General features: G+C 73.6%; 19 protein-coding genes. 9 read left to right on the forward strand and 10 right to left on the reverse strand.

All coding sequences use genetic code 11. The annotated features are described in order from the left end of the window. The coding region (locus tag ACYVKY_RS03385; RefSeq protein WP_460433583.1) for an ATP-binding cassette domain-containing protein at positions 1-744 on the forward strand (744 nt) is incomplete at its 5' end. Next, positions 741-1,607, forward strand: coding sequence for an ECF transporter S component (locus tag ACYVKY_RS03390; protein ID WP_460433584.1), 867 nt, complete (start codon positions 741-743; stop codon positions 1,605-1,607). The genes ACYVKY_RS03385 and ACYVKY_RS03390, both read left to right, overlap by 4 nt. Here the strand turns inward: ACYVKY_RS03390 and ACYVKY_RS03395 are convergent. From ACYVKY_RS03395 to ACYVKY_RS03410, 4 genes are all read right to left on the reverse strand, one after another. Continuing rightward, entirely contained in the window at positions 1,604-3,055 is a 1,452-nt protein-coding gene (locus ACYVKY_RS03395) for a PepSY-associated TM helix domain-containing protein (RefSeq protein WP_460433585.1), read from the reverse strand. The two genes, ACYVKY_RS03390 and ACYVKY_RS03395, sit on opposite strands and share 4 nt — an antisense overlap. A gap of 156 nt (positions 3,056-3,211) precedes the next feature. Further along, complete coding sequence (locus tag ACYVKY_RS03400; RefSeq protein WP_460433586.1) at positions 3,212-3,826, reverse strand: hypothetical protein; 615 nt, start codon at positions 3,824-3,826, stop codon at positions 3,212-3,214. A gap of 23 nt (positions 3,827-3,849) precedes the next feature. Next, positions 3,850-4,110 carry a hypothetical protein gene (locus ACYVKY_RS03405; protein WP_460433587.1) on the reverse strand — a complete coding sequence of 87 codons (261 nt, stop codon included), beginning with the start codon at positions 4,108-4,110 and terminating at the stop codon, positions 3,850-3,852. Between the two features lies 1 nt (position 4,111). Beyond that, positions 4,112-4,741: a superoxide dismutase gene (locus tag ACYVKY_RS03410; protein WP_460433588.1), complete on the reverse strand. Its 630-nt coding sequence runs from the start codon at positions 4,739-4,741 to the stop codon at positions 4,112-4,114. A 27-nt stretch (positions 4,742-4,768) separates the two neighbouring features. Between ACYVKY_RS03410 and ACYVKY_RS03415 the strand changes: the two genes are divergently transcribed. Further along, the gene (locus ACYVKY_RS03415; protein WP_460433589.1) at positions 4,769-5,215 is read left to right on the forward strand and encodes a VOC family protein; all 447 of its coding nucleotides are present in this window, start codon (positions 4,769-4,771) and stop codon (positions 5,213-5,215) included. A 116-nt stretch (positions 5,216-5,331) separates the two neighbouring features. Here the strand turns inward: ACYVKY_RS03415 and ACYVKY_RS03420 are convergent, their stop codons facing one another. Further along, positions 5,332-6,564, reverse strand: coding sequence for a glucose-1-phosphate adenylyltransferase family protein (locus ACYVKY_RS03420; protein WP_460433590.1), 1,233 nt, complete (start codon positions 6,562-6,564; stop codon positions 5,332-5,334). Between the two features lie 64 nt (positions 6,565-6,628). Here ACYVKY_RS03420 and valS point away from each other — a divergent pair, with 64 nt between their 5' ends. The 5 genes from valS to ACYVKY_RS03445 all read left to right on the forward strand — a co-directional run bounded on the left by valS (position 6,629) and on the right by ACYVKY_RS03445 (position 12,736). Next, positions 6,629-9,196 (forward strand): valine--tRNA ligase, encoded by a 2,568-nt coding sequence (valS, locus tag ACYVKY_RS03425; RefSeq protein ID WP_460433591.1) that lies wholly within the window; start codon positions 6,629-6,631, stop codon positions 9,194-9,196. Positions 9,197-9,199: 3 nt separating this feature from the next. Continuing rightward, the gene (locus ACYVKY_RS03430) at positions 9,200-9,724 is read left to right on the forward strand and encodes a DUF4240 domain-containing protein (RefSeq protein ID WP_460433592.1); all 525 of its coding nucleotides are present in this window, start codon (positions 9,200-9,202) and stop codon (positions 9,722-9,724) included. Positions 9,725-9,835: 111 nt separating this feature from the next. Further along, the gene (locus ACYVKY_RS03435) at positions 9,836-11,542 is read left to right on the forward strand and encodes a sodium:solute symporter family protein (RefSeq protein ID WP_460433593.1); all 1,707 of its coding nucleotides are present in this window, start codon (positions 9,836-9,838) and stop codon (positions 11,540-11,542) included. A gap of 8 nt (positions 11,543-11,550) precedes the next feature. After that, positions 11,551-11,838, forward strand: a complete 288-nt coding sequence (locus ACYVKY_RS03440) for a hypothetical protein (protein WP_460433594.1) — start codon at positions 11,551-11,553, stop codon at positions 11,836-11,838. 199 nt (positions 11,839-12,037) lie between these two features. Further along, positions 12,038-12,736: a hypothetical protein gene (locus tag ACYVKY_RS03445; protein WP_460433595.1), complete on the forward strand. Its 699-nt coding sequence runs from the start codon at positions 12,038-12,040 to the stop codon at positions 12,734-12,736. A 10-nt stretch (positions 12,737-12,746) separates the two neighbouring features. Here ACYVKY_RS03445 and ACYVKY_RS03450 read toward each other — a convergent pair whose 3' ends face one another. The 5 genes from ACYVKY_RS03450 to tig all read right to left on the reverse strand — a co-directional run bounded on the left by ACYVKY_RS03450 (position 12,747) and on the right by tig (position 17,904). Next, positions 12,747-13,433: a hypothetical protein gene (locus ACYVKY_RS03450; RefSeq protein WP_460433596.1), complete on the reverse strand. Its 687-nt coding sequence runs from the start codon at positions 13,431-13,433 to the stop codon at positions 12,747-12,749. Positions 13,434-13,465: 32 nt separating this feature from the next. Then, the gene (gene clpX / locus ACYVKY_RS03455; RefSeq protein ID WP_460433597.1) at positions 13,466-14,740 is read right to left on the reverse strand and encodes an ATP-dependent Clp protease ATP-binding subunit ClpX; all 1,275 of its coding nucleotides are present in this window, start codon (positions 14,738-14,740) and stop codon (positions 13,466-13,468) included. 178 nt (positions 14,741-14,918) lie between these two features. Then, positions 14,919-15,533 (reverse strand): ATP-dependent Clp protease proteolytic subunit, encoded by a 615-nt coding sequence (locus ACYVKY_RS03460; protein ID WP_460433601.1) that lies wholly within the window; start codon positions 15,531-15,533, stop codon positions 14,919-14,921. Between the two features lie 94 nt (positions 15,534-15,627). Continuing rightward, a complete protein-coding gene (locus ACYVKY_RS03465) occupies positions 15,628-16,254 on the reverse strand; it encodes an ATP-dependent Clp protease proteolytic subunit (RefSeq protein WP_460433598.1) in 627 nt (208 codons plus the stop codon). Between the two features lie 216 nt (positions 16,255-16,470). Further along, entirely contained in the window at positions 16,471-17,904 is a 1,434-nt protein-coding gene (gene tig, locus ACYVKY_RS03470) for a trigger factor (RefSeq protein ID WP_460433599.1), read from the reverse strand. Between the two features lie 227 nt (positions 17,905-18,131). Between tig and ACYVKY_RS03475 the strand changes: the two genes are divergently transcribed. Next, the coding region (locus tag ACYVKY_RS03475) for an AAA family ATPase (RefSeq protein WP_460433600.1) at positions 18,132-19,104 on the forward strand (973 nt) is incomplete at its 3' end.

Raw genomic sequence — 19,104 nt, forward strand, 5'->3', positions numbered from 1 at the left:
GTCGGCTTCGGGGACGTCCTGGCCGTCGACGGCGTGAGCCTGCAGGTGCGTGCCGGTCAGGCCGTCGCGCTCGTGGGGCGCAACGGCGCCGGCAAGTCGACGCTGCTGTGGGCGCTGCAGGGCAGCGGCCGCCGCGCAGCCGGCAGCGTCCGGGTCGGGCCCGGGCTGGACGCCGACCCCGCCGGCCTCGACGCCCGCGAGCGCCGTCGCCGGGTCGGGCTGGTGCCGCAGACGGCGTCCGACCTGCTCTACCTCGACACCGTCGGCGGCGAGTGCGCGCAGGCCGACCGCGAGAGCGGTGCGAGCACCGGTGCGTGCGCCGCGCTGCTCGACCGGATCGCGCCGGGGATCGACCCGGCGACCCACCCGCGCGACCTCAGCGAGGGCCAGCGGCTCGCGCTGGTGCTCGCGGTGCAGCTCACCGCCGACCCGCCGGTGCTGCTGCTCGACGAGCCCACCCGCGGGCTCGACTACACCGCCAAGGCGGCGTTGCGCGACGCCGTGCGCGGGCTCGCCGGCCAGGGCCGCAGCGTGCTGCTGTCGACCCACGACGTCGAGTTCGTCGCGCAGGTGGCCGACCGCGTCGTCGTGATGGCCGCCGGCGAGGTCGTGGCCGACGGCCCCACCGCCGACGTGGTCGTCTCCTCCCCCGCGTTCGCGCCGCAGGTCGCGAAGGTGACCGCGCCGCAGCCGTGGCTGACCGTCGACCAGGTGCGCGCCGCCCTGCCGGGGGGTGCGCCGTGAGCGCCGACGTGACCGCGCTGCCCTCGTCGGTGCGGGCGGTCGCGCTGCGTCCGCGCTCGACGGCTGCGGTCGTGCTGGTGTCGGTCGCGGGGCTGATGGCGTTCTGCTGGCCGCTGCTGGTCGACCCGGGTGCCGGGCTCGCGCACGGCACCGACGCCCCGCTGGTGCTGGGCCTGCTGCTGCCGCTGCTGCTCGCCGTCGTGCTGTTCGAGATCGGCGAGGGCGGGCTCGACGTCAAGGCGCTCGCCATGCTCGGCGTGCTGTCGGCGGTGGGGGCGGCGCTGCGCCCGCTCGGCGCGGGCACCGCCGGGCTCGAGACGGTGTTCTTTCTGCTCGTGCTCGGCGGACGGGTGTTCGGCGCCGGGTTCGGGTTCGTGCTCGGGGCGACGACGTTGTTCGCGTCCGCGCTCATCACCGGCGGCGTGGGCCCGTGGCTGCCGTTCCAGATGCTCGGTGCCGCCTGGGTCGGCCTCGGGGCGGGCCTGCTCCCCCGCGCCCGCGGCCGGTGGGAGATCGCGCTGCTGGCGGTCTACGGCGCCCTCGCCGGGCTCGCCTACGGGTTCGTGATGAACCTGTCGTTCTGGCCGTTCGCGGCCGGCGACGGCACCGGGCTCTCGTTCGTCCCGGGCGACCCGCTGCTCGAGAACCTGCACCGCTTCGTGCTGTTCACCCTCGCCACCTCGCTCGGGTGGGACCTCGGCCGCGCGGTCACGAACGTCCTGCTCATCACCCTCACCGGCCACGCGGTGCTGTCGACGCTGCGTCGCGCGGCACGCCGGGCGGCCTTCGACGCGCCCGTCGAGTTCGACGAGGCGCCGCCGGCGCGGCCCGCCCCCGGACGGGCCGCCCCGGCGGACGGCTAGGCGGCCCGGCCGCGTGGTGCGGCCGAGCCGAAGAACTGCCGCAGCCGCGGGACGCGGCGCAGCACGAACCGGTCGAGCAGCACGACCAGCACCAGCGAGGCGCCGAACACCGGCAGGACGACCGCGAGCACGACCACCAGCACCCCCAGCAGGGGCGTCGCGACGACCGAGCCCGCCCGCGCCCGCGGGGCACCGAGCTGCTCGCGCCCGCGCGGCCGGCGCCGCCACCACATGAGCGGCCCCGTCACGCACGAGACGATCACCAGCACGCAGCCGAGGGCGGTCAGGGTCGTGTTGAGGCCGCCGAACCGGCGTCCCTCGTGCAACGCGATGCCCTGCGAGACGACCTTCGCCAGACCGCTGTACTGCTCGTAGCCGTACGTCGACACGACCTGCCCGCCGAACCGGTCGACGTGCACGGTGCGCTCCTGCCCGGGGTCGTCGAAGGCGTACCCGATGACCGAGAACACGCCGGCGTCGTCGGCGGGCATCGCCACGGTCAGCGGGTGCCGCAGGCCCTCGCGGTCGGCGACGGCGACGGCCGTGTCGACGTCGGCGACCGAGACGTCCTGTCCCGCAGCGGGGCTCGAGGGCACGGGCGCGTCCTGCTGCGCCCACGGCACGGTGTGGTGGCTGTGCGGCAGCGACTCGTCCAAGGTCGACGTCGGGTCGGACAGCGCGCCGTGGTCCTGCGACCACAGCGACGACCCGCCCTCGGTGGCGAGCCGCTGGGCGGCCGCGCCGAAGACGCCCGTCCACGGCAGGCCCGACACCACCAGCAGCAGCAGGAACGCCCCGACGACCGCGCCGGACGCCGCGTGCCCGGACCGCAGGCGGGCCCAGCGGGCCCCGGACCGCCGCTGCCGGCGCCGCGCCCGCCACCCGCGCACGAACAGGTAGTAGCCGGTCAGCGCCATCACCACGGCCCAGCTCGCGCCCAGCTCCATCACCAGGTCGCCGGGCGTGCCGCTCATCAGGTCGGCGTGCAGCCGCACCGCGGTGCCGCTGAGCGTGCCGTCCGGGTCCAGCGACCCGAGCACCGTCCCGGTCCACGGGTCGACGAACACGTCGAGCGTGCGCTCGTCCGCGGTGGTGAGGGTGAAGCGGGTGCTGTGGTCGGCGGCGGCCGGCTCGGTCATCGAGACGATCGTGTCGTCGGGGTGCGCCTGCGCGACGGCGAGCCGCTGGGCCTCGTACGACGCCACCGCCGTCCCGGGATCGACCCGCATCAGGTCGGCGTGCAGCGCCGGTTCGAGCTGGAACCGGAACAGGTAGATCAGCCCGGTGACGGCCAGGACCAGCAGCACCGGCAGCACGACGACGGCGCCGTAGAAGTGCCACCGCCAGAAGGTGCGGAACAGGCCCTGGCCGCGCGGGGTCCGGGTGGGAGGTCGGGGGGTCGGCTGGTCGCGGGCGTCGGAGGACGCGGGGACGACGGACGTGCTCACGGGTTGCCTCGTTCTCGTGCGGACGATTGGGCGGCAGGGCACGGTGACGCGCCGACCTGCCGCGGGGTCGCCGAGGGTGGTCGTCGGGTGCGCCGGGGAGGCGCCGGGGCGCGGCGCAGCGTGGCAGCTGCCGCGCGCGGGGTGCTCGGGTCGCGCTCAGACCACGACGGGCGGCCCGCGGCGGACGGGCGAGGCACCCGTCCACACGCTCTCCCGCCAGGGCACCGCCAGGACGTCGGTGCGGACCCGCGCGGGACGCACGCGGACGAGCCGCACCGCGCGCGGGAGAGCCAGCCGCAGGAGCACCGCGACCGACCGCACCAGCCCGGCCGCGGCGACCGCCGCGCGGGCGCCGGCGCCCGTGCGGGCGAGCAGACCCGCGACGACGACCGCGACAACGAGGTGCGCGGCCAGCATCGGTGCGGACGGGACGAGGTCGGCGGTGGCGGTCTGCGCACCGAGCGAGACGGCGTGGTGCCCGGCCGACGCACTCGCGTGCGTGCTGCCCGTCACGGCGGCGGCCGTGGTGAGCGCGCCGTGCGCCACCACCTGGAGCAGCGAGACGCGGACGGCGAGGCCCCACGTCCCGCGCAGCAGCGTGGCGACGGTCGCGTCGGCCAGGCCGAGCACCAGCGCGACGGCGACCACGAGCCCGACGCCGGGCCGGTGGCCGGCGGCCACCAGGTGGGCCAGCACGGCGGCCGACGCCGCGAGCAGCGACACCGCGGCGCTGCTCAGCAGCCGCGGGCCGAGCCGTCCGGACGAGGGCACCCGCCGAACGCTACCGGTTGCGCTCAGTCCGGCGGCGGGTCGGCGCGGGCGACCTCGAGCGACAGCGTCCGCAGGAGGTCGACCGGCTCGCGACCGGTCTCGTGGGCGGCCGCCGTCGTGGCGAGCCGGGCGACGGTGAAGAAGGCGGCGACCGCGTCGTCGGGTCCCCCGACCTCGACGAGCAGCCGCCGCACGTCCTCGGTGCGGCCCTCCTCCTGCGCGACGAGCACGCCGATGGCGGCCTGGACGCTGTCGCGGTACCGCAGCGCCGCCTCGGAGGTCACCTCAGACCGCGGTGGGTCGCAGCGGCGACTCGCTGGCCCGCGCCTGGTCGAAGCGCGCCTTCACGTCGTCCCAGTTGATGAGCGACCACAGCTTCTCGACGTAGTCGGGGCGCACGTTCTTGTACTGCAGGTAGTACGCGTGCTCCCAGGCGTCGAACACCAGGATCGGGGTGCTCGCCATGCCCACGTTGCCGTGGTGGTCGTAGACCTGCTCGACGACCAGGCGGCGGCTCACCGGCTCCCACGCCAGGACCCCCCACCCCGAGCCCTGCACCAGGGTGGTCGCCGACGTGAGCTGCTTGCTGAAGGCGTCGAACGACCCGAAGTGGTCGTCGATGGCGGCGCGCAGCTCGCCGTCGGGGCGGTCGCCGCCGTCGGGCGACAGGTTCTGCCAGAACAGCGTGTGCAGGACGTGGCCGGACAGGTTGAAGGCGAACGTCTTCTCGAGCCCGACGATGGAGCTGAAGTCGTCCTTCTCGCGCGACTCGGCCATCCGGTCGAGGACGTCGTTGGCGCCCTTGACGTACGCGGCGTGGTGCTTGGCGTGGTGCAGCTCGAGGATCTCGCCGGTGATCGCGGGCTCGAGCGCGGCGTAGTCGTACGGCATGTCGGGCAGGGAGTAGGTCGCCATGCCCGTGAACGTACGTCTGTTGCGACCATGTCGCAACAGCCGCTCGACCCGGGTGCCATGCTGGTCGTCGCCGTCGCCGAGGAGGTCCCGATGAGCGAGCTGACCCCGTACGTGTGCGTGCGCGACGCGCGGGCCGCGATCGACTGGTACGTCGCGCACCTCGGTGCCGTGGTCGTGCACGAGCCGGTCGTGATGGACGACGGGCGCGTCGGTCACGTCGAGCTCGCCGTCGACGGCGCCCGCTGGATGATGAGCGACGAGTTCGGCTCGGCCGGCGTCGCCGCGCCCGACCCCGACCGGGGCGCGGCGGTGACGCTCCACCTCACGGTCGACGACGTCGACGCGGTGGCCGCTCGGGTGCAGGCCGCGGGCACGCCGATGGACCGGGGTCCGGAGGACGCCGGCGACGTCGGGCGGGTCGCCGTGTTCCGGGACCCGTTCGGGCACCGCTGGTTCCTCAACCAGCCCGGCTGACGCTCGCGCGCGGGCACGGCGCGCACCCGTTCGTCACCTCGCGCACGTCCTGACCTGCGCGAGGTGACGAACAGGTGCGCGGCGTGGCCGGACCCGGTCCTGCGACCCCGCGACGGTCAGACCACCGTGCCGGGCTCGAGCCTCGACCCGGCCGGCACCCGCGCCCTGCGGCCGATCCGGCTCTGGCGTCCGACCAGGGTGATGTCCTTGTCGCGCGGGTTGCGCGACGGCGCGTCGGCGCCGACCACGGCGTCGCGTCCCACCACGACGTCGACGTCGACCACCGCGGTGCGCACCTGCGCGCCCGCCTCGACGACGACGTCCTCGAACAGCACGCTGTCCTGCACCAGCGCCCCGGCCTGCACGACCACACCCGGACCCAGCACCGAGCGCACCACCCGGCCGCGCACGTCCGCGGCGAGCCCGACGACGCTGTCCTCCACGTGCGCCCCCGCCCGCACGACCCCGGGCGCGCGGCGGACGGCCGTCGACACCACCGGGCTCTCGGGGTCGGTGAGCGCGTCGATCCGCCCGGCCAGCAGGTCGCGGTGCGCGGCCAGGTACGCCTCGGGGCGGCCGACGTCGCGCCAGTAGCGCCCGATCGGGAACGCCCGCACGTCGCCGGTGCGCACCAGGTGGGGCAGCAGGTGCTCGCCGAAGTCGCCCAGGCCGCCGTCCTCGAGCTCGCCGTCGGCCGACAGCGTGCGGCGCAGCTCGTCGAGCGCGCCGACCAGGGCCTGCGGGCGGTAGGCGAACACCTCGACCGCGACGATCGTGGCCGAGGGACGCGACGGCTTCACCTCGACGCCGGTGACCCGCCCGCCCCGGTCGGCGAGCACCACGACGTTGTGCCGGGCCTCGGTGCGGGTGACGTCGGCGGTGACGACGGTGCAGTCGGCACCGGACGCGAGGTGCGCCTCGACCACGGACGTGAGGTCGAGAGCGAAGACGTGGTCGGCGCTGAGCACGAGCACGACCTCGGCGTCGAACCGCTCGATGTCGTCACGCATGCTCAGCAGGTCGTCGGCGTTGCCGTGCGCGAACCCGGCCTCGACGCCGCTGCCCGCCCCCTCCTCGGGCACCACCCGACGGAAGCCGCCGCGCGTGCGGTCGAGGTCCCACGGCCGTCCACCGGACAGGTGCGGGTCGAGCGAGGCGGCCTGGTACTGCACCGACAGCCAGACGTCCCCGATGCCGCTGTGCGACAGCGACGACATCGCGAAGTCGACCAGGCGGTAGGCGCCGGCGAACGGCAGCGCGGGCTTGGCCCGCTCCCGGGTCAGCACGTCCATCCGCGACCCCTGGCCGCCCGCCTGCACCACCGCGAGCACGCGCGACCGGTATCCCATCGCGTCACCCTAGGGCTGGTATCCCGGTTCGGCCCGGGTCCCGGTCTCTGGGAGAATCCGCCGCATGACCGACGCCCCCGCCCTGCGTGCCGCCACCGTCCCCGACAAGCCGTCGCTCGACGGCCTCGAGGCGAAGTGGGGCCGGGTATGGGACGACGACCAGGTCTACGCGTTCGACCGCACCGCCACCCGCGACCAGGTGTTCTCCATCGACACCCCGCCGCCGACGGTCAGCGGCTCGCTGCACGTGGGCCACGTGTTCTCGTACACCCACACCGACTGCGTCGCCCGCTACCAGCGGATGCGCGGCAAGGCGGTGTTCTACCCGATGGGCTGGGACGACAACGGCCTGCCCACCGAGCGCCGGGTGCAGAACTACTACGGCGTGCGCTGCGACCCGTCGGTGCCGTACGACCCCGACTTCACGCCGCCGGCCAAGCCCGACCCCAAGCGCCAGCTGCCGATCTCGCGCCGCAACTTCGTGGCGCTGTGCGAGGAGCTCACCCACGTCGACGAGCAGGTGTTCGAGCAGCTCTGGCGCACGCTCGGGCTCTCCGTCGACTGGTCGACCCTGTACACGACGATCTCGGACGACTCCCGCGCCGTGGCCCAGCGCGCGTTCCTGCGCAACCTGTCCCGGGGTGAGGCGTACTCGTCCGAGGCGCCGTCGCTGTGGGACGTGACGTTCCAGACCGCCGTGGCCCAGGCCGAGCTCGAGGCGCGCGAGTACCCGGGCCACTACCACCGGGTGGCGTTCCACCGCCCGGACGGCACCCCGGTGCACATCGAGACCACCCGGCCCGAGCTGATCCCCGCGGTGGTGGCGCTGATCGCGCACCCCGACGACGAGCGCTACCAGCCGCTGTTCGGCACCACGGTCACCTCGCCGCTGTTCGGGGTCGAGATCCCCGTGCTGGCGCACCGGATGGCCGAGATGGACAAGGGCGCCGGCATCGCCATGTGCTGCACGTTCGGTGACCTCACCGACGTGCAGTGGTGGCGCGAGCTCCAGCTGCCCACCCGCGCGGTCGTGGGCCGCGACGGGCGCGTGCTGCGCGACACCCCGGAGTGGATCACGGGCGGCCCGGGCGAGGCCCTGTACGCCGAGCTCGCCGGCACCACGACGTTCACCGCGCGCGAGAAGGTCGTGGCGGCCCTGCGGGAGTCGGGCGACCTCGACGGCGAGCCGACGGCCACCCAGCGGATGGCGAACTTCTACGAGAAGGGCGACAAGCCGCTCGAGATCGTGACCTCCCGCCAGTGGTACATCCGCAACGGCGGACGCGACGCCGACGTGCGCGACGCGCTGATCGCGCGCGGGCGCGAGATCACCTGGACGCCCGACCACATGCGGCACCGGTACGAGAACTGGGTCGAGGGCCTGAACGGCGACTGGCTGATCAGCCGGCAGCGGTTCTTCGGCGTGCCGTTCCCGGTCTGGTACCGCCTCGACGACGAGGGCCAGCCGCTGCACGACGAGCCGCTGCTCGCGGCCGACGACGCCCTGCCGGTCGACCCGTCGTCCGACCCCGCGCCCGGCTTCACCGAGGACCAGCGCGACGTGCCGGGTGGCTTCACCGGCGACCCGGACGTCATGGACACCTGGGCGACCTCGTCGCTGTCGCCGCAGGTCGTCACGGGCTGGAGCCGCGACGACGACCTGTTCGCGCGCACCTTCCCGATGGACCTGCGGCCCCAGGCGCACGACATCATCCGCACCTGGTTGTTCTCCACCGTCGTGCGCGCGCACTACGAGCACGGCAGCATCCCGTGGCGCCGCGCGTCGATCTCGGGCTTCGTGGTCGACCCCGACCGCAAGAAGATGAGCAAGTCCAAGGGCAACGTGGTGGTGCCCACCGACATCCTCGAGCGCTACGGCGCCGACGCCGTGCGCTGGCGCGCGGCGATGGCGCGGCCGGGCATGGACTCGCCGTTCGACGAGACCCAGATGAAGGTCGGCCGGCGCCTGGCCATCAAGGTGCTGAACGCGTCGAAGTTCGTGCTCGGCCTCGGCGCCACGGGCGCCGACCTCGCGGCCGTCACCGAGCCGGTCGACACCGCGATGCTCGCCGGGCTGCGCCGCACGGTCGAGGAGGCCACCACCGCGTTCGAGGCGTTCGACTACAGCCGCGCGCTCGAGACGTCCGAGCGGTTCTTCTGGACGTTCTGCGACGACTACGTCGAGCTGGTGAAGGAGCGCGCGTACGGCGAGGGCCCGGCGGCCGACTCGGCGAGAGCCGCACTCGCGCTGGCGCTCTCGGTGCAGCTGCGGCTGCTCGCGCCGGTCATGCCGTACGCGACCGAGGAGGCCTGGTCGTGGTGGCAGGACGGCTCGGTGCACCGCGCGTCCTGGCCCGCGGCCGACGAGTGCGGCGAGGGCGGCGACCCGGCCGTGCTGACCGCGGTGGCGTCGGCGCTCGCCGGCATCCGCGGCGCGAAGTCGTCGGCCAAGGTCAGCCAGCGCACCGACGTGGTGCGCGCGGTCGTCACGGCACCCGAGGCCGACCTCGAGCGGGTGCGCGCCGGCGAGGGCGACCTGCGCGGGGCGGGCCGCGTGGCGGCGCTCGAGCTGCGGGCCGGCGGCGACGACGTGCGCGTCGGCGACGTCGAGCTCGCGGTCGTCGAGGGCTGAGCCGTGGACGACGACGCGTTCTGGGCGCTGGTCGAGCAGGCGCGGCGCGACGCCGGTGACGACGCGCCGGAGTCGGTGGCGGAGGCGATGACGGCCGCGCTGGTGGACAGGGGCGCAGCCGAGGCGGTCGCCTTCGACGAGGCGTTCCACCGCGTGAGCGCGCTGGGGTACTCGTGGGAGCTCTGGGGCGCCGCGTACCTGCTCAACGGCGGGTGCTCCGACGACGGCTTCGACTACTTCCGCGGGTGGCTCGTCACCCGCGGCCGCGCCGTGTTCGAGGCCGCTGTGGCCGACCCCGACTCGCTGGCCGGTGTCGTCGGCCCCGACGACCTCGAGGGGCTGGAGTGCGAGGACGCGCTCGGCGCAGCCTGGGACGCGCACCAGCAGCTCACCGGCCAGGACCTCCCGCCCGCGCAGGACGGGGGACCCGGACTGCCCGAGCTCGGCGACGGCTGGGACTTCGACGACGACGCGCAGATGCGCCGCCGCTACCCGCGCCTCAGCGCGCTGGTCGACGCCCAGGACTGACCCGCCCCGGTCGGGGTCCGTCGTCTCGGCGCGCGCGATCGGCCGGTCTGCGCCAAGGTGGCCTGCGGTCCTGACCGCTGCGGCTCCGGCCGCCCACCCACGGGGGTGCTGATGGTGCTCGCCTCGGCTGCCGCTGGTGGCGACCTCCGGCTCGACGCCGGACCCGTCGACTACCTGATCGTCGCGCTGTACTTCGCGTTCGTCCTCGGCATCGGCCTGCTCGCCCGCCGCTCGCTCTCGAGCAGCATCGACTTCTTCCTGTCGGGCCGCTCGCTGCCCGCCTGGGTCACCGGCCTGGCGTTCATCTCGGCCAACCTCGGTGCGGTCGAGATCATCGGCATGTCGGCCAACGGCGCCCAGTTCGGCATCCCGACGGTCCACTACTTCTGGATCGGCGCCGTCCCGGCGATGCTGTTCCTCGGCATCGTGATGATGCCCTTCTACTACGCCTCGAACGTGCGCTCGGTGCCCGAGTTCATGCGGCGCCGGTTCGGCCCGCCGGCGCACCTGGTGAACGCGATCAGCTTCGCCGTGGCCCAGCTGCTCATCGCCGGCATCAACCTGTTCCTGCTGGCGAGCGTCGTCGAGGTCATCCTCGGCTGGCCGCTGTGGGTCTCGCTGATCCTCGCCGCCGCGATCGTGCTGACGTACACCGCCCTGGGCGGCCTGTCGGCGGCGATCTACAACGAGGTGCTGCAGTTCTTCGTCATCGTCGCGGCGCTGCTGCCGCTGACGCTCGTCGGCCTGCACAAGGTCGGCGGCTACTCGGGGCTGAAGGAGCGCATCACCGAGGCGGGCAACGCCGAGGCGCAGCTGTCGTCGTGGCCCGGCACCAACCTCACCGGCATCGACTCCCCCGTCCTGTCGGTCGTGGGCATCGTCCTCGGTCTCGGCTTCGTGCTCTCGTTCGGCTACTGGACGACGAACTTCGTCGAGGTGCAGCGCGCGATGGCGTCGAAGTCGATCTCGGCGGCGCAGCGCTCGCCCATCATCGGCGCCTTCCCGAAGATGTTCATCCCGTTCATCGTGATCCTCCCCGGCATGATCGCCGCGGTCCTGGTGAACGAGATCGCCGAGCCCAAGGCCGCCGGCGAGGAGGCAGCGTACAACGACGCGATCCTCTACCTGATCCGCGACCTGCTGCCGAACGGCATGCTCGGCGTCGCGATCGCCGGCCTGCTCGCCTCGTTCATGGCCGGCATGGCGGCGAACATCTCGGCGTTCAACACCGTCTTCTCGTACGACCTGTGGCAGACCTACATCCGCAAGGACAACGAGGACGACTACTATACGCGGGTCGGACGGCTGGCGACGGTGGGCGCCACCGTCATCGCGATCGGGACGGCGTTCTTCGCGGCCTCGTACGAGAACATCATGAACTACCTGCAGACCCTGTTCGGGTTCTTCAACGCCCCGCTGTTCGCGACGTTCATCCTCGGCATGTTCTGGAAGCGGATGACGCCGACGGCCGGGTGGACGGGCCTGGTGAGCGGCACGCTCGCGGCGGTGCTCGTCGGGGTGCTCAGCGAGGACGCCCTCGGGGCGCTGTCGATCGGCGTGCTGCCGCTGTCGGGGCAGGGCGCGAGCTTCGTGGCCGCAGGCGCCGCGTTCGGCGTCGACATCCTGGTCAGCGTGCTCGTCACGCTCGTCACCAGACCGAAGGACCCCTCCGAGCTGCGCGGCCTGGTGTGGTCGCTCACGCCCAAGGAGGACTTCCACGACGCCGACGAGGAGACGCTGTCGTGGTACCAGCGGCCGACCGTCCTCGCCGGCATCGGGCTGGTCATCGTCATCGTCCTCAACATCGTGTTCTGGTAGGAGCAACCATGGCCAAGGACCTCAGCAAGGAGCCGGGCACGCCACGCGACGCGTCGCACGGCGCGACGCACCAGGCCGGCGCGTTCGACATCCGCAACTTCATCGCCGCGCTGATCGGCGCGTACGGCGTCATCCTCACCGGGATGGGCCTGTTCGCGACCAGCGACGCCGACATGGACAAGACCGGTGGCTACGCCGTCAACCTGTGGGCCGGTCTCGGGATGGTCGTGTTCGCCGCGGCGTTCGTGCTCTGGGCGCGGCTGCGCCCGGTCGTCGTGCCCGAGCAGGACGACTGACCCGGCACCCCCGACCACGCCGACCACGCCGACCACGACGAGGAGCGGCGCACCCACCTGTCCGGGGTGCGCCGCTCGTCGCGTCCGGCCCGCTGGGACGGGGTGACCCGTCCGCGTGAACCGGGTCGAGCGGGCTCAAGTCGGGCACGGCTGCTGACGAGCGGGAGAGGTCCACCGATCCGCGACCCGGAGCGAGACCGTGACCCAGCAGCTCCCGCAGTACGACTTCTACGCGACGCCCACCGGCGCGCCCTCCCCCGCACCGTCGGCCTCGGCCACCCCGTCCGCCCCCGCGTACGGCACCGCCGTCAACCAGTTCGGCACGCCCCTCGGGGTGCCGGGGGCGACCCTGCCCGCCGCCGCGGCGGCCGCCGCTCCCGTCCGCGCGTCGGGCGGGGTGCGCGTGCCCGGGTGGCTGTGGCGCTGGGCGCTCGGCCTGGCCGTCGCGGCCGTCCTCGGCCTGTTCGGCGTAGGGCGCCTGGACTTCCTCGACGTCGTGCACCACGCACCCGAGCCGCCGGCGACGCTGGCGGGCGCGCCGCTGTCGACCAACGGCGACGCGGAGGCGATGCGGGCCGACGCCCTCGCGAACGTGTCGGGGGTCGACGAGGACGACTTCGCCGTGGCCGTCTACCAGGACCCGTCCCAGTACGTCACGCTCATCGTGGTGGAGCGCTCGGCGACGCAGGAGGAGGTGCGCTTCCTGCTCGACGCCGAGAACGGGGTGCCGGTGCAGGCGGTCGGCGACGCGCTCTGCCGCGACGTCGTGGAGCCCGGGGTGACGGTCGGCGCGTGCGCGAGCAGCTCGGGGGGCCGGACCGTCATGGTGATGCAGGGCCCCGGCACGACGGCCACCGCCCACACCGCACTGCTCGAGGCGTGGGGCGCGTTCGACTGAAGTCTGAGGCTCAGCGCGGCCCGACGACCGCCCAGAGCAGGTCCCAGCCGCTGACCCGGGCGCGCCCGCTGCGCAGCGCCTCGCGCTCGACGCGGCTGCGACCGCCGTGCCCGGGGTCGTAGACGTCGACCCACCCCGGCCCGCTGGCGACCGCGAGCACGACGTGGCGCGGCGTCAGCCCGTTCCCGACGTAGACGGGCACCGGGATGCCGCGGGCGACGGCGGCGTCGACCCGGGCCAGCGCGGCGTCGACCTCGCCGGCGCGCGTCCCGTCGACCCGGGTGACCTCGAACCGGACGCCTCGGGCGCGCCCGAGGTCGTCGAGGGCGTCGCGCAGCCCCCACGGCGGGGTGCCGAGCGCGATCGGCCAGGGCAGCCGCAGCCCCGAGCCGGACGAGGCGGTGTTCGTCGAGGCCTGGACGGCCCGCTCGAGCCGGGCCCAGCGCCGCGCGACCTCGGCCGGCTCCCCCTGCAGCAGCGCGTCGGCGTAGTCGCGGTCGGTGAGCACGCGGAACATCGCCAGGCTGCTGCTGCCGCAGGTGGTGCTCGACGCCTGGCGGAAGGCGGTGCCACGTCCGCGGAGCACGTCGTCGAGGCGTCGGGCGAGCCCGGTGGCGACCGTGCGGGGGACGGTCGGTGCGGCCGCGGAGGCACCGGGGCGCGAGCCCCAGACCCGGCGGGCCAGCCCGCCGAGCACGTCGGTGACGGCGGCAGGCAGGGCGGGTCCTGTCAGGCCGACTTCTCGCGCCGCTCGCGCTTGCGCGGCTCGACCTTCGGCACCAGCGTCGGCAGGACGTTCTCGAGGACGACCTCGCGGGTGACGACGACGCGGGCGACGTCCTCGCGGGAGGGCACGTCGAACATGACGGGCATGAGGACCTCCTCCATGATCGCGCGCAGGCCGCGGGCGCCGGTACCGCGCAGGATCGCCTGCTGGGCCACCGCCTCGACGGCGTCGTCGGTGAACTCGAGCTCGACGCCGTCGATCTCGAACATCTTCCGGTACTGCTTGATCAGCGCGTTCTTCGGCTCGGTGAGGATGCGCACCAGCGCGGCCTGGTCGAGCGGCGAGACGGTCGTGATGACCGGGAGCCGGCCGATGAACTCGGGGATGAGCCCGAACTTCATCAGGTCCTCGGGCATCACCTCGCCGAACACGTCGGCGGCGTCGAGCGGGCTGTGCAGCTGGGCGCCGAAGCCGATGCCGTTCTTGCCCTTGCGGTTCTGGATGACGTCGTCGAGGCCGGCGAACGCGCCGCCGACGATGAACAGCACGTTCGTGGTGTCGATCTGGATGAACTCCTGGTGCGGGTGCTTGCGCCCGCCCTGCGGGGGCACGCTCGCCGTGGAGCCCTCGAGGATCTTCAGCAGCGCCTGCTGCACGCCCTCGCCGGAGACGTCGCGGGTGATCGACGGGTTCTCGGCCTTGCGGGCGATCTTGTCGACCTCGTCGATGTAGATGATGCCCGTCTCGGCCTTCTTGACGTCGTAGTCGGCGGCCTGGATGAGCTTGAGCAGGATGTTCTCGACGTCCTCGCCGACGTAGCCGGCCTCGGTGAGCGCGGTCGCGTCGGCGATCGCGAACGGGACGTTGAGCATCTTCGCCAGGGTCTGCGCGAGGTAGGTCTTGCCGCAGCCGGTGGGGCCGATCAGCAGGATGTTCGACTTCGCGATCTCGACGTGGTCGTCGCCCTTGCGGGCGGCCTCGCCGGCCTGGATGCGCTTGTAGTGGTTGTAGACGGCCACGGAGAGCGCCCGCTTCGCGGGGTCCTGGCCGATGATGTACTCCTGCAGGAAGTCGAAGATCTCCCGCGGCTTCGGCAGCTCGACCAGGCCGAGCTCGCTGGCCTCGGCCAGCTCCTCCTCGATGATCTCGTTGCAGAGGTCGATGCACTCGTCGCAGATGTACACGCCGGGACCGGCGATCAGCTTCTTGACCTGCTTCTGGCTCTTCCCGCAGAACGAGCACTTGAGCAGGTCCGAGCCGTCTCCCATGCGTGCCACGGACCAGTTCCTTCCTCCTGGGCCGGTCGAGGACGACCGGCCACCGCTTCCATTGGACACCACCCGCACCCACCCTGTCAGCGGCTATCCCCCGCGTGTCCGCCGGGGGGGCCTCGCGCGGGTCCGGCGTCCGGGAGGGACGCCGGACCCGGGCGGGACGCGGGTCAGGCGCGGCAGGTCACTCCGTGCGGCCCTTGCGGTACTCGAGCACCTGGTCGACCAGGCCGTACTCGAGGGCCTGCTCGGCGGTGAGGATCTTGTCGCGCTCGATGTCGGCGCGCACCTGCTCGACGTCGCGGTTGGAGTGGTGCGCGATGGTGTCCTCGAGCCAGGACCGCATCCGCAGCGCCTCGTCGGCGTGGATCTGGATGTCGGACGCCTGCGCGTAGTCGCCGCTGGACAGCGCCGGCTGGTGGATCAGGATGCGGGCGTTCGGCAGCGCGAGCCGCTTGCCCGGCGCACCGGCCGCGAGCAGGACGGCGGCGGCCGAGGCGGCCTGGCCGAGCACGGCGGTCTGGATGTCGGGCTTGACGTACATCATCGTGTCGTAGATCGCCGTCAGCGCCGTGAACGAGCCGCCGGGGCTGTTGATGTACATGATGATGTCGCGGTCGGGGTCCAGGGACTCCAGCACCAGCAGCTGCGCCATGATGTCGTCGGCCGACGCGTCGTCGACCTGCACGCCGAGGAAGATGATGCGGTCCTCGAACAGCTTGGTGTAGGGGTCCTGGCGCTTGATGCCGTACGCCGTGCGCTCCTCGAACTGGGGCAGGATGTAGCGGCTCGACGGCATCGCGGGCTGCGCGCCGCGGCCGGCGTGGCCGGACGGTCGGGGGTCGATCACGAGGTCTCCTCGGGGGTCTGGTCGGCGCGGGGGTCGGTGGACGTCAGGCGTTGGTGCCGCCGCCGCCGGCGACGTCCTGCGCCCGGGCCTCGACGTGGTCGATGAAGCCGTACTCCAGCGCCTCGGCCGCGGTGAACCAGCGGTCGCGGTCGTTGTCCTTGGAGATCTGCTCGACGGTCTGGCCGGTCTGCTCGGCGGTCAGCTCGGTGAGCGTGGTCTTCATGTGGTTGATGAGCTCGGCCTGGATCCGGATGTCGGTCACCGTGCCGCCGAAGCCGCCCGAGGGCTGGTGCATCATGATCCGCGCGTGCGGGGTGGCGTACCGCTTGCCCTTCGCGCCGGACGAGAGCAGGAACTGCCCCATCGACGCGGCCAGGCCCATCGCGACCGTGGCGACGTCGGGCTTGACGTACTGCATCGTGTCGTAGATCGCCATGCCGGCGGTCACCGAGCCGCCCGGGCTGTTGATGTACAGCCAGATGTCCTTGTCGGGGTCCTCCGCGGCCAGCAGCAGCATCTGCGCGCAGATGGCGTTGGCGTTGGAGTCGCGCACCTCCGAGCCGAGCCAGATGATCCGCTCGCGCAGCAGGCGCTGGAAGATGTGGTCGTCGAGGCCGCCGGACTGACCGCCCTCGCGCAGGGAGGGCAGCTCGGTACCGAGCGGTCCCACCGTGCCGGGATAGGTGTCACCCACGCTGATCGCTCCGTCCTGGGGTTCGTGGTGACGGCGTCGCGCCCGCTGCTGCGGACCGCTGCCGTCGACTGTCACCGACCCTAACGCGCACCCCCGGCGCCCCACTCCCCGACCTCGCCGCTGTTCGCCCACAGCGCACGGAGGGCGCCCCGCGGTCGCGGGACGCCCTCCGGGAGGTGCAGGTGGTGCGGGTCAGCGCTCGTCGAGCACCACGGGGCCGGCGGGGATGCTGGACGCGGCGTCGCCCTGCTCCTCGTCGTGGTCGTGGCCCTCGTGGTCGTGGTCGTGACCCTCGTGGTCGTGCCCGTGGCTGTGGCCGTGGCCCTCGTGGTCGTCGTCACCCTCGGCGCCCGGGCGCGGCGGCACCAGGTCGTCGAGGTCGACCGGCTCGCCCTTGGCGTCGGTGATGGTGGCAGCCTCGAGCACGACGGCCAGGCCCTTGCGGCGGGCCACCTCGGCGACCATCGTCGGCACCTGGCCGGCCTCGTCGACGGCCTTGGCGAACGCGTTCGCGTCCATGCCGTACCGGGGGGCCTGCGCCACGAGGTACTCGATCAGCTCGCCCTGGGTCACCGACACCTCCTCGGCGTCGACGATCGTGTCGAGGACGAACTGGGTGCGCAGCGCCTTGCGGACCTCCTCGGTCACCTCCGCGCGGTGCTCGTCGTCCTCGAGCCGGTTCTCGCCCTCCAGGTGGGAGTGCACCTCGGCCTCGACCAGGGCGTCGGGCACGGGCACCTCGACGGACTCGAGCAGCGCGTCGAGCACCTTGTCGCGGGCGCCGAGGCCGGCCTGGAACTTCTTCTGCTGCTCGACCTGGGTGCGCAGGTCGGCCTTGAGCTCGTCGAGGGTCTCGAACTCGGACGCCAGCTCGGCGAACTCGTCGTCGGCCTCGGGCAGCTCGCGCTCCTTCACCGACACGGCGGTGACGGTGATCTGCGCGGTCTCGCCGGCGTGCTCGCCGCCGGCGAGCGGCGCCTCGAAGGTGGTCTCCTCGCCGGCGGACAGGCCGGTGAGCGCCTCGTCGAGGCCGTCGATCATGTTGCCGGCGCCGACCTGGTAGCTGATGCCCTTGGCGGAGTCGATCTCCTCCTCGCCGATCCTCGCGACCAGGTCGAGGGAGACGAAGTCGCCGTCGGCGGCGGGGCGGTCGACGCCGACCAGGGTGCCGAAGCGCTCGCGCAGCGCGTCGAGGCGCTCGTCGACGTCGCCGTCGGTGACCTCGTGGTCGTCGATCTGCACGGCGAGGGTCGAGTAGTCGGGCAGCGTGATCTCCGGCCGCACGTCGACCTCGACGGTGAACTTCAGGTCGCCGCCCTGGGCCGGGTCGGGCACGTCGGTGATGTCGACCTCGGGGCGCCCGAGCGGCCGGATCTTCGCCTCGTCGGCGGCCTTGCTGAACAGACCGGGCAGCGCGTCGTTGATCGCCTCCTGCAGCACCGCGCCGCGGCCGACCCGCTGGTCGATGACGCGGGCGGGCACCTTGCCCTTGCGGAAGCCGGGGACCGTGAGCTGCGCGCCGATCGTCTTGTACGCGGCGTCCACGTTCGGCTTGAGCTCCTCGAACGGGACCTCGACGGTCAGCTTGACCCGGGTCGGGTTGAGGTTCTCGACGTCGCTCTTCACGCAGGGGCTCCAGGAGTGGTTCGGGGTGCGGGCGGGTCCGGACCGCGGGCAGCACGGGGCGCCAGGTCGTCAGGACCAGCCGCCCACTCTACCCGCGGGCGCCGCCCCGCCCGAATCGTCGCCGGCGCGGACGGTCAAGGCGGCCGACGGTGCTGCCGATGCCCACCGTCGGGGTGCCGTCCGGGCGCGCCCGCCCGACCGTCGACCCCCGTCCCCGAGGAGCTGCCGTGACCCAGGCCCCCGCGCGAGCCCACGACGCCGGCGACGTCCCGCAGGACGCCGGCGAGCTCGCCCACCGCCTGGTGGCCAACGTCCGCTCGGTCGTGCGCGGCCACGACGCCGCCGTCGACCTGGTCGCCTGCGCCCTGCTGAGCGGCGGCCACGTCCTGCTCGAGGACGTCCCCGGCACCGGGAAGACCACGCTCGCCAAGGCGTTCGCGCGCTCGGTGGGCGCCGACGTCGCCCGCGTCCAGGCGACCGCCGACCTGCTCCCGACCGACGTGACCGGCGCCGGCGTCTGGGACGCGGGCAGCGCCGGGTTCCGGTTCGTCCCCGGACCGGTGTTCGCGCACGTGCTGCTGGTCGACGAGCTGAACCGCACCTCGCCGCGCACCCAGTCCGCGTTCCTGGAGGCGATGGAGGAGGGCGCGGTCACCGTCGACGGCGTGCGGCACCCCCTCCCCGACCCCTTCTTCGTCCTCGCGACGCAGAACCCGTTCGACCAGCACGGGACGTTCCCGCTGCCCGAGGGCCAGCTCGACCGGTTCGCGGTGACGACGCGGCTCGGTCCGCTCGACCCCGCCACCGAGCTGCGGGTCGTGCGCGAGCAGCTGGTGAGCGCGACCGTCGACGACCTCGCGCCGGTGGCCTCGCCCCTGGACCTGCGGGCGGCCCGCGACGCGTGCCGCCGGGTGCACGTCTCCGACGCCGTGCTGCAGCACGCCGTCGCGCTGGCGCACGCCACCCGCGAGGACGGCCGCGTCGCGCTCGGGGCGAGCCCGCGCGCGACGCTCGCCCTGGTGCGCACGGCGCAGGCGCTGGCCGTGCTGCGCGGTCGCGACTTCGTCGCCCCGGACGACACCCAGCAGCTCGCCGCGCCCGTGCTCGCGCACCGCCTCGTCCTGCACGCCGGCCCGTCCGCGCGCGAGGCGGCCGCGGTGGTCGCCGACGCCGTCGCCCGGGTGCCGGTGGCGCTGCGGC

This window comes from Angustibacter speluncae (assembly GCF_054777815.1).

Excerpts from the sequence above, each read along its gene's own strand:
- ACYVKY_RS03435 (WP_460433593.1), top strand. The coding sequence starts at position 9,836 with ATGGTGCTCGCCTCGGCTGCCGCTGGTGGCGACCTCCGGCTCGACGCC.
- valS (WP_460433591.1), top strand. The coding sequence starts at position 6,629 with ATGACCGACGCCCCCGCCCTGCGTGCCGCCACCGTCCCCGACAAGCCG.
- ACYVKY_RS03460 (WP_460433601.1), bottom strand. The coding sequence starts at position 15,533 with ATGCCGTCGAGCCGCTACATCCTGCCCCAGTTCGAGGAGCGCACGGCG.
- ACYVKY_RS03420 (WP_460433590.1), bottom strand. The coding sequence starts at position 6,564 with ATGGGATACCGGTCGCGCGTGCTCGCGGTGGTGCAGGCGGGCGGCCAG.
- ACYVKY_RS03440 (WP_460433594.1), top strand. The coding sequence starts at position 11,551 with ATGGCCAAGGACCTCAGCAAGGAGCCGGGCACGCCACGCGACGCGTCG.
- ACYVKY_RS03410 (WP_460433588.1), bottom strand. The coding sequence starts at position 4,741 with ATGGCGACCTACTCCCTGCCCGACATGCCGTACGACTACGCCGCGCTC.
- ACYVKY_RS03415 (WP_460433589.1), top strand. The coding sequence starts at position 4,769 with ATGTCGCAACAGCCGCTCGACCCGGGTGCCATGCTGGTCGTCGCCGTC.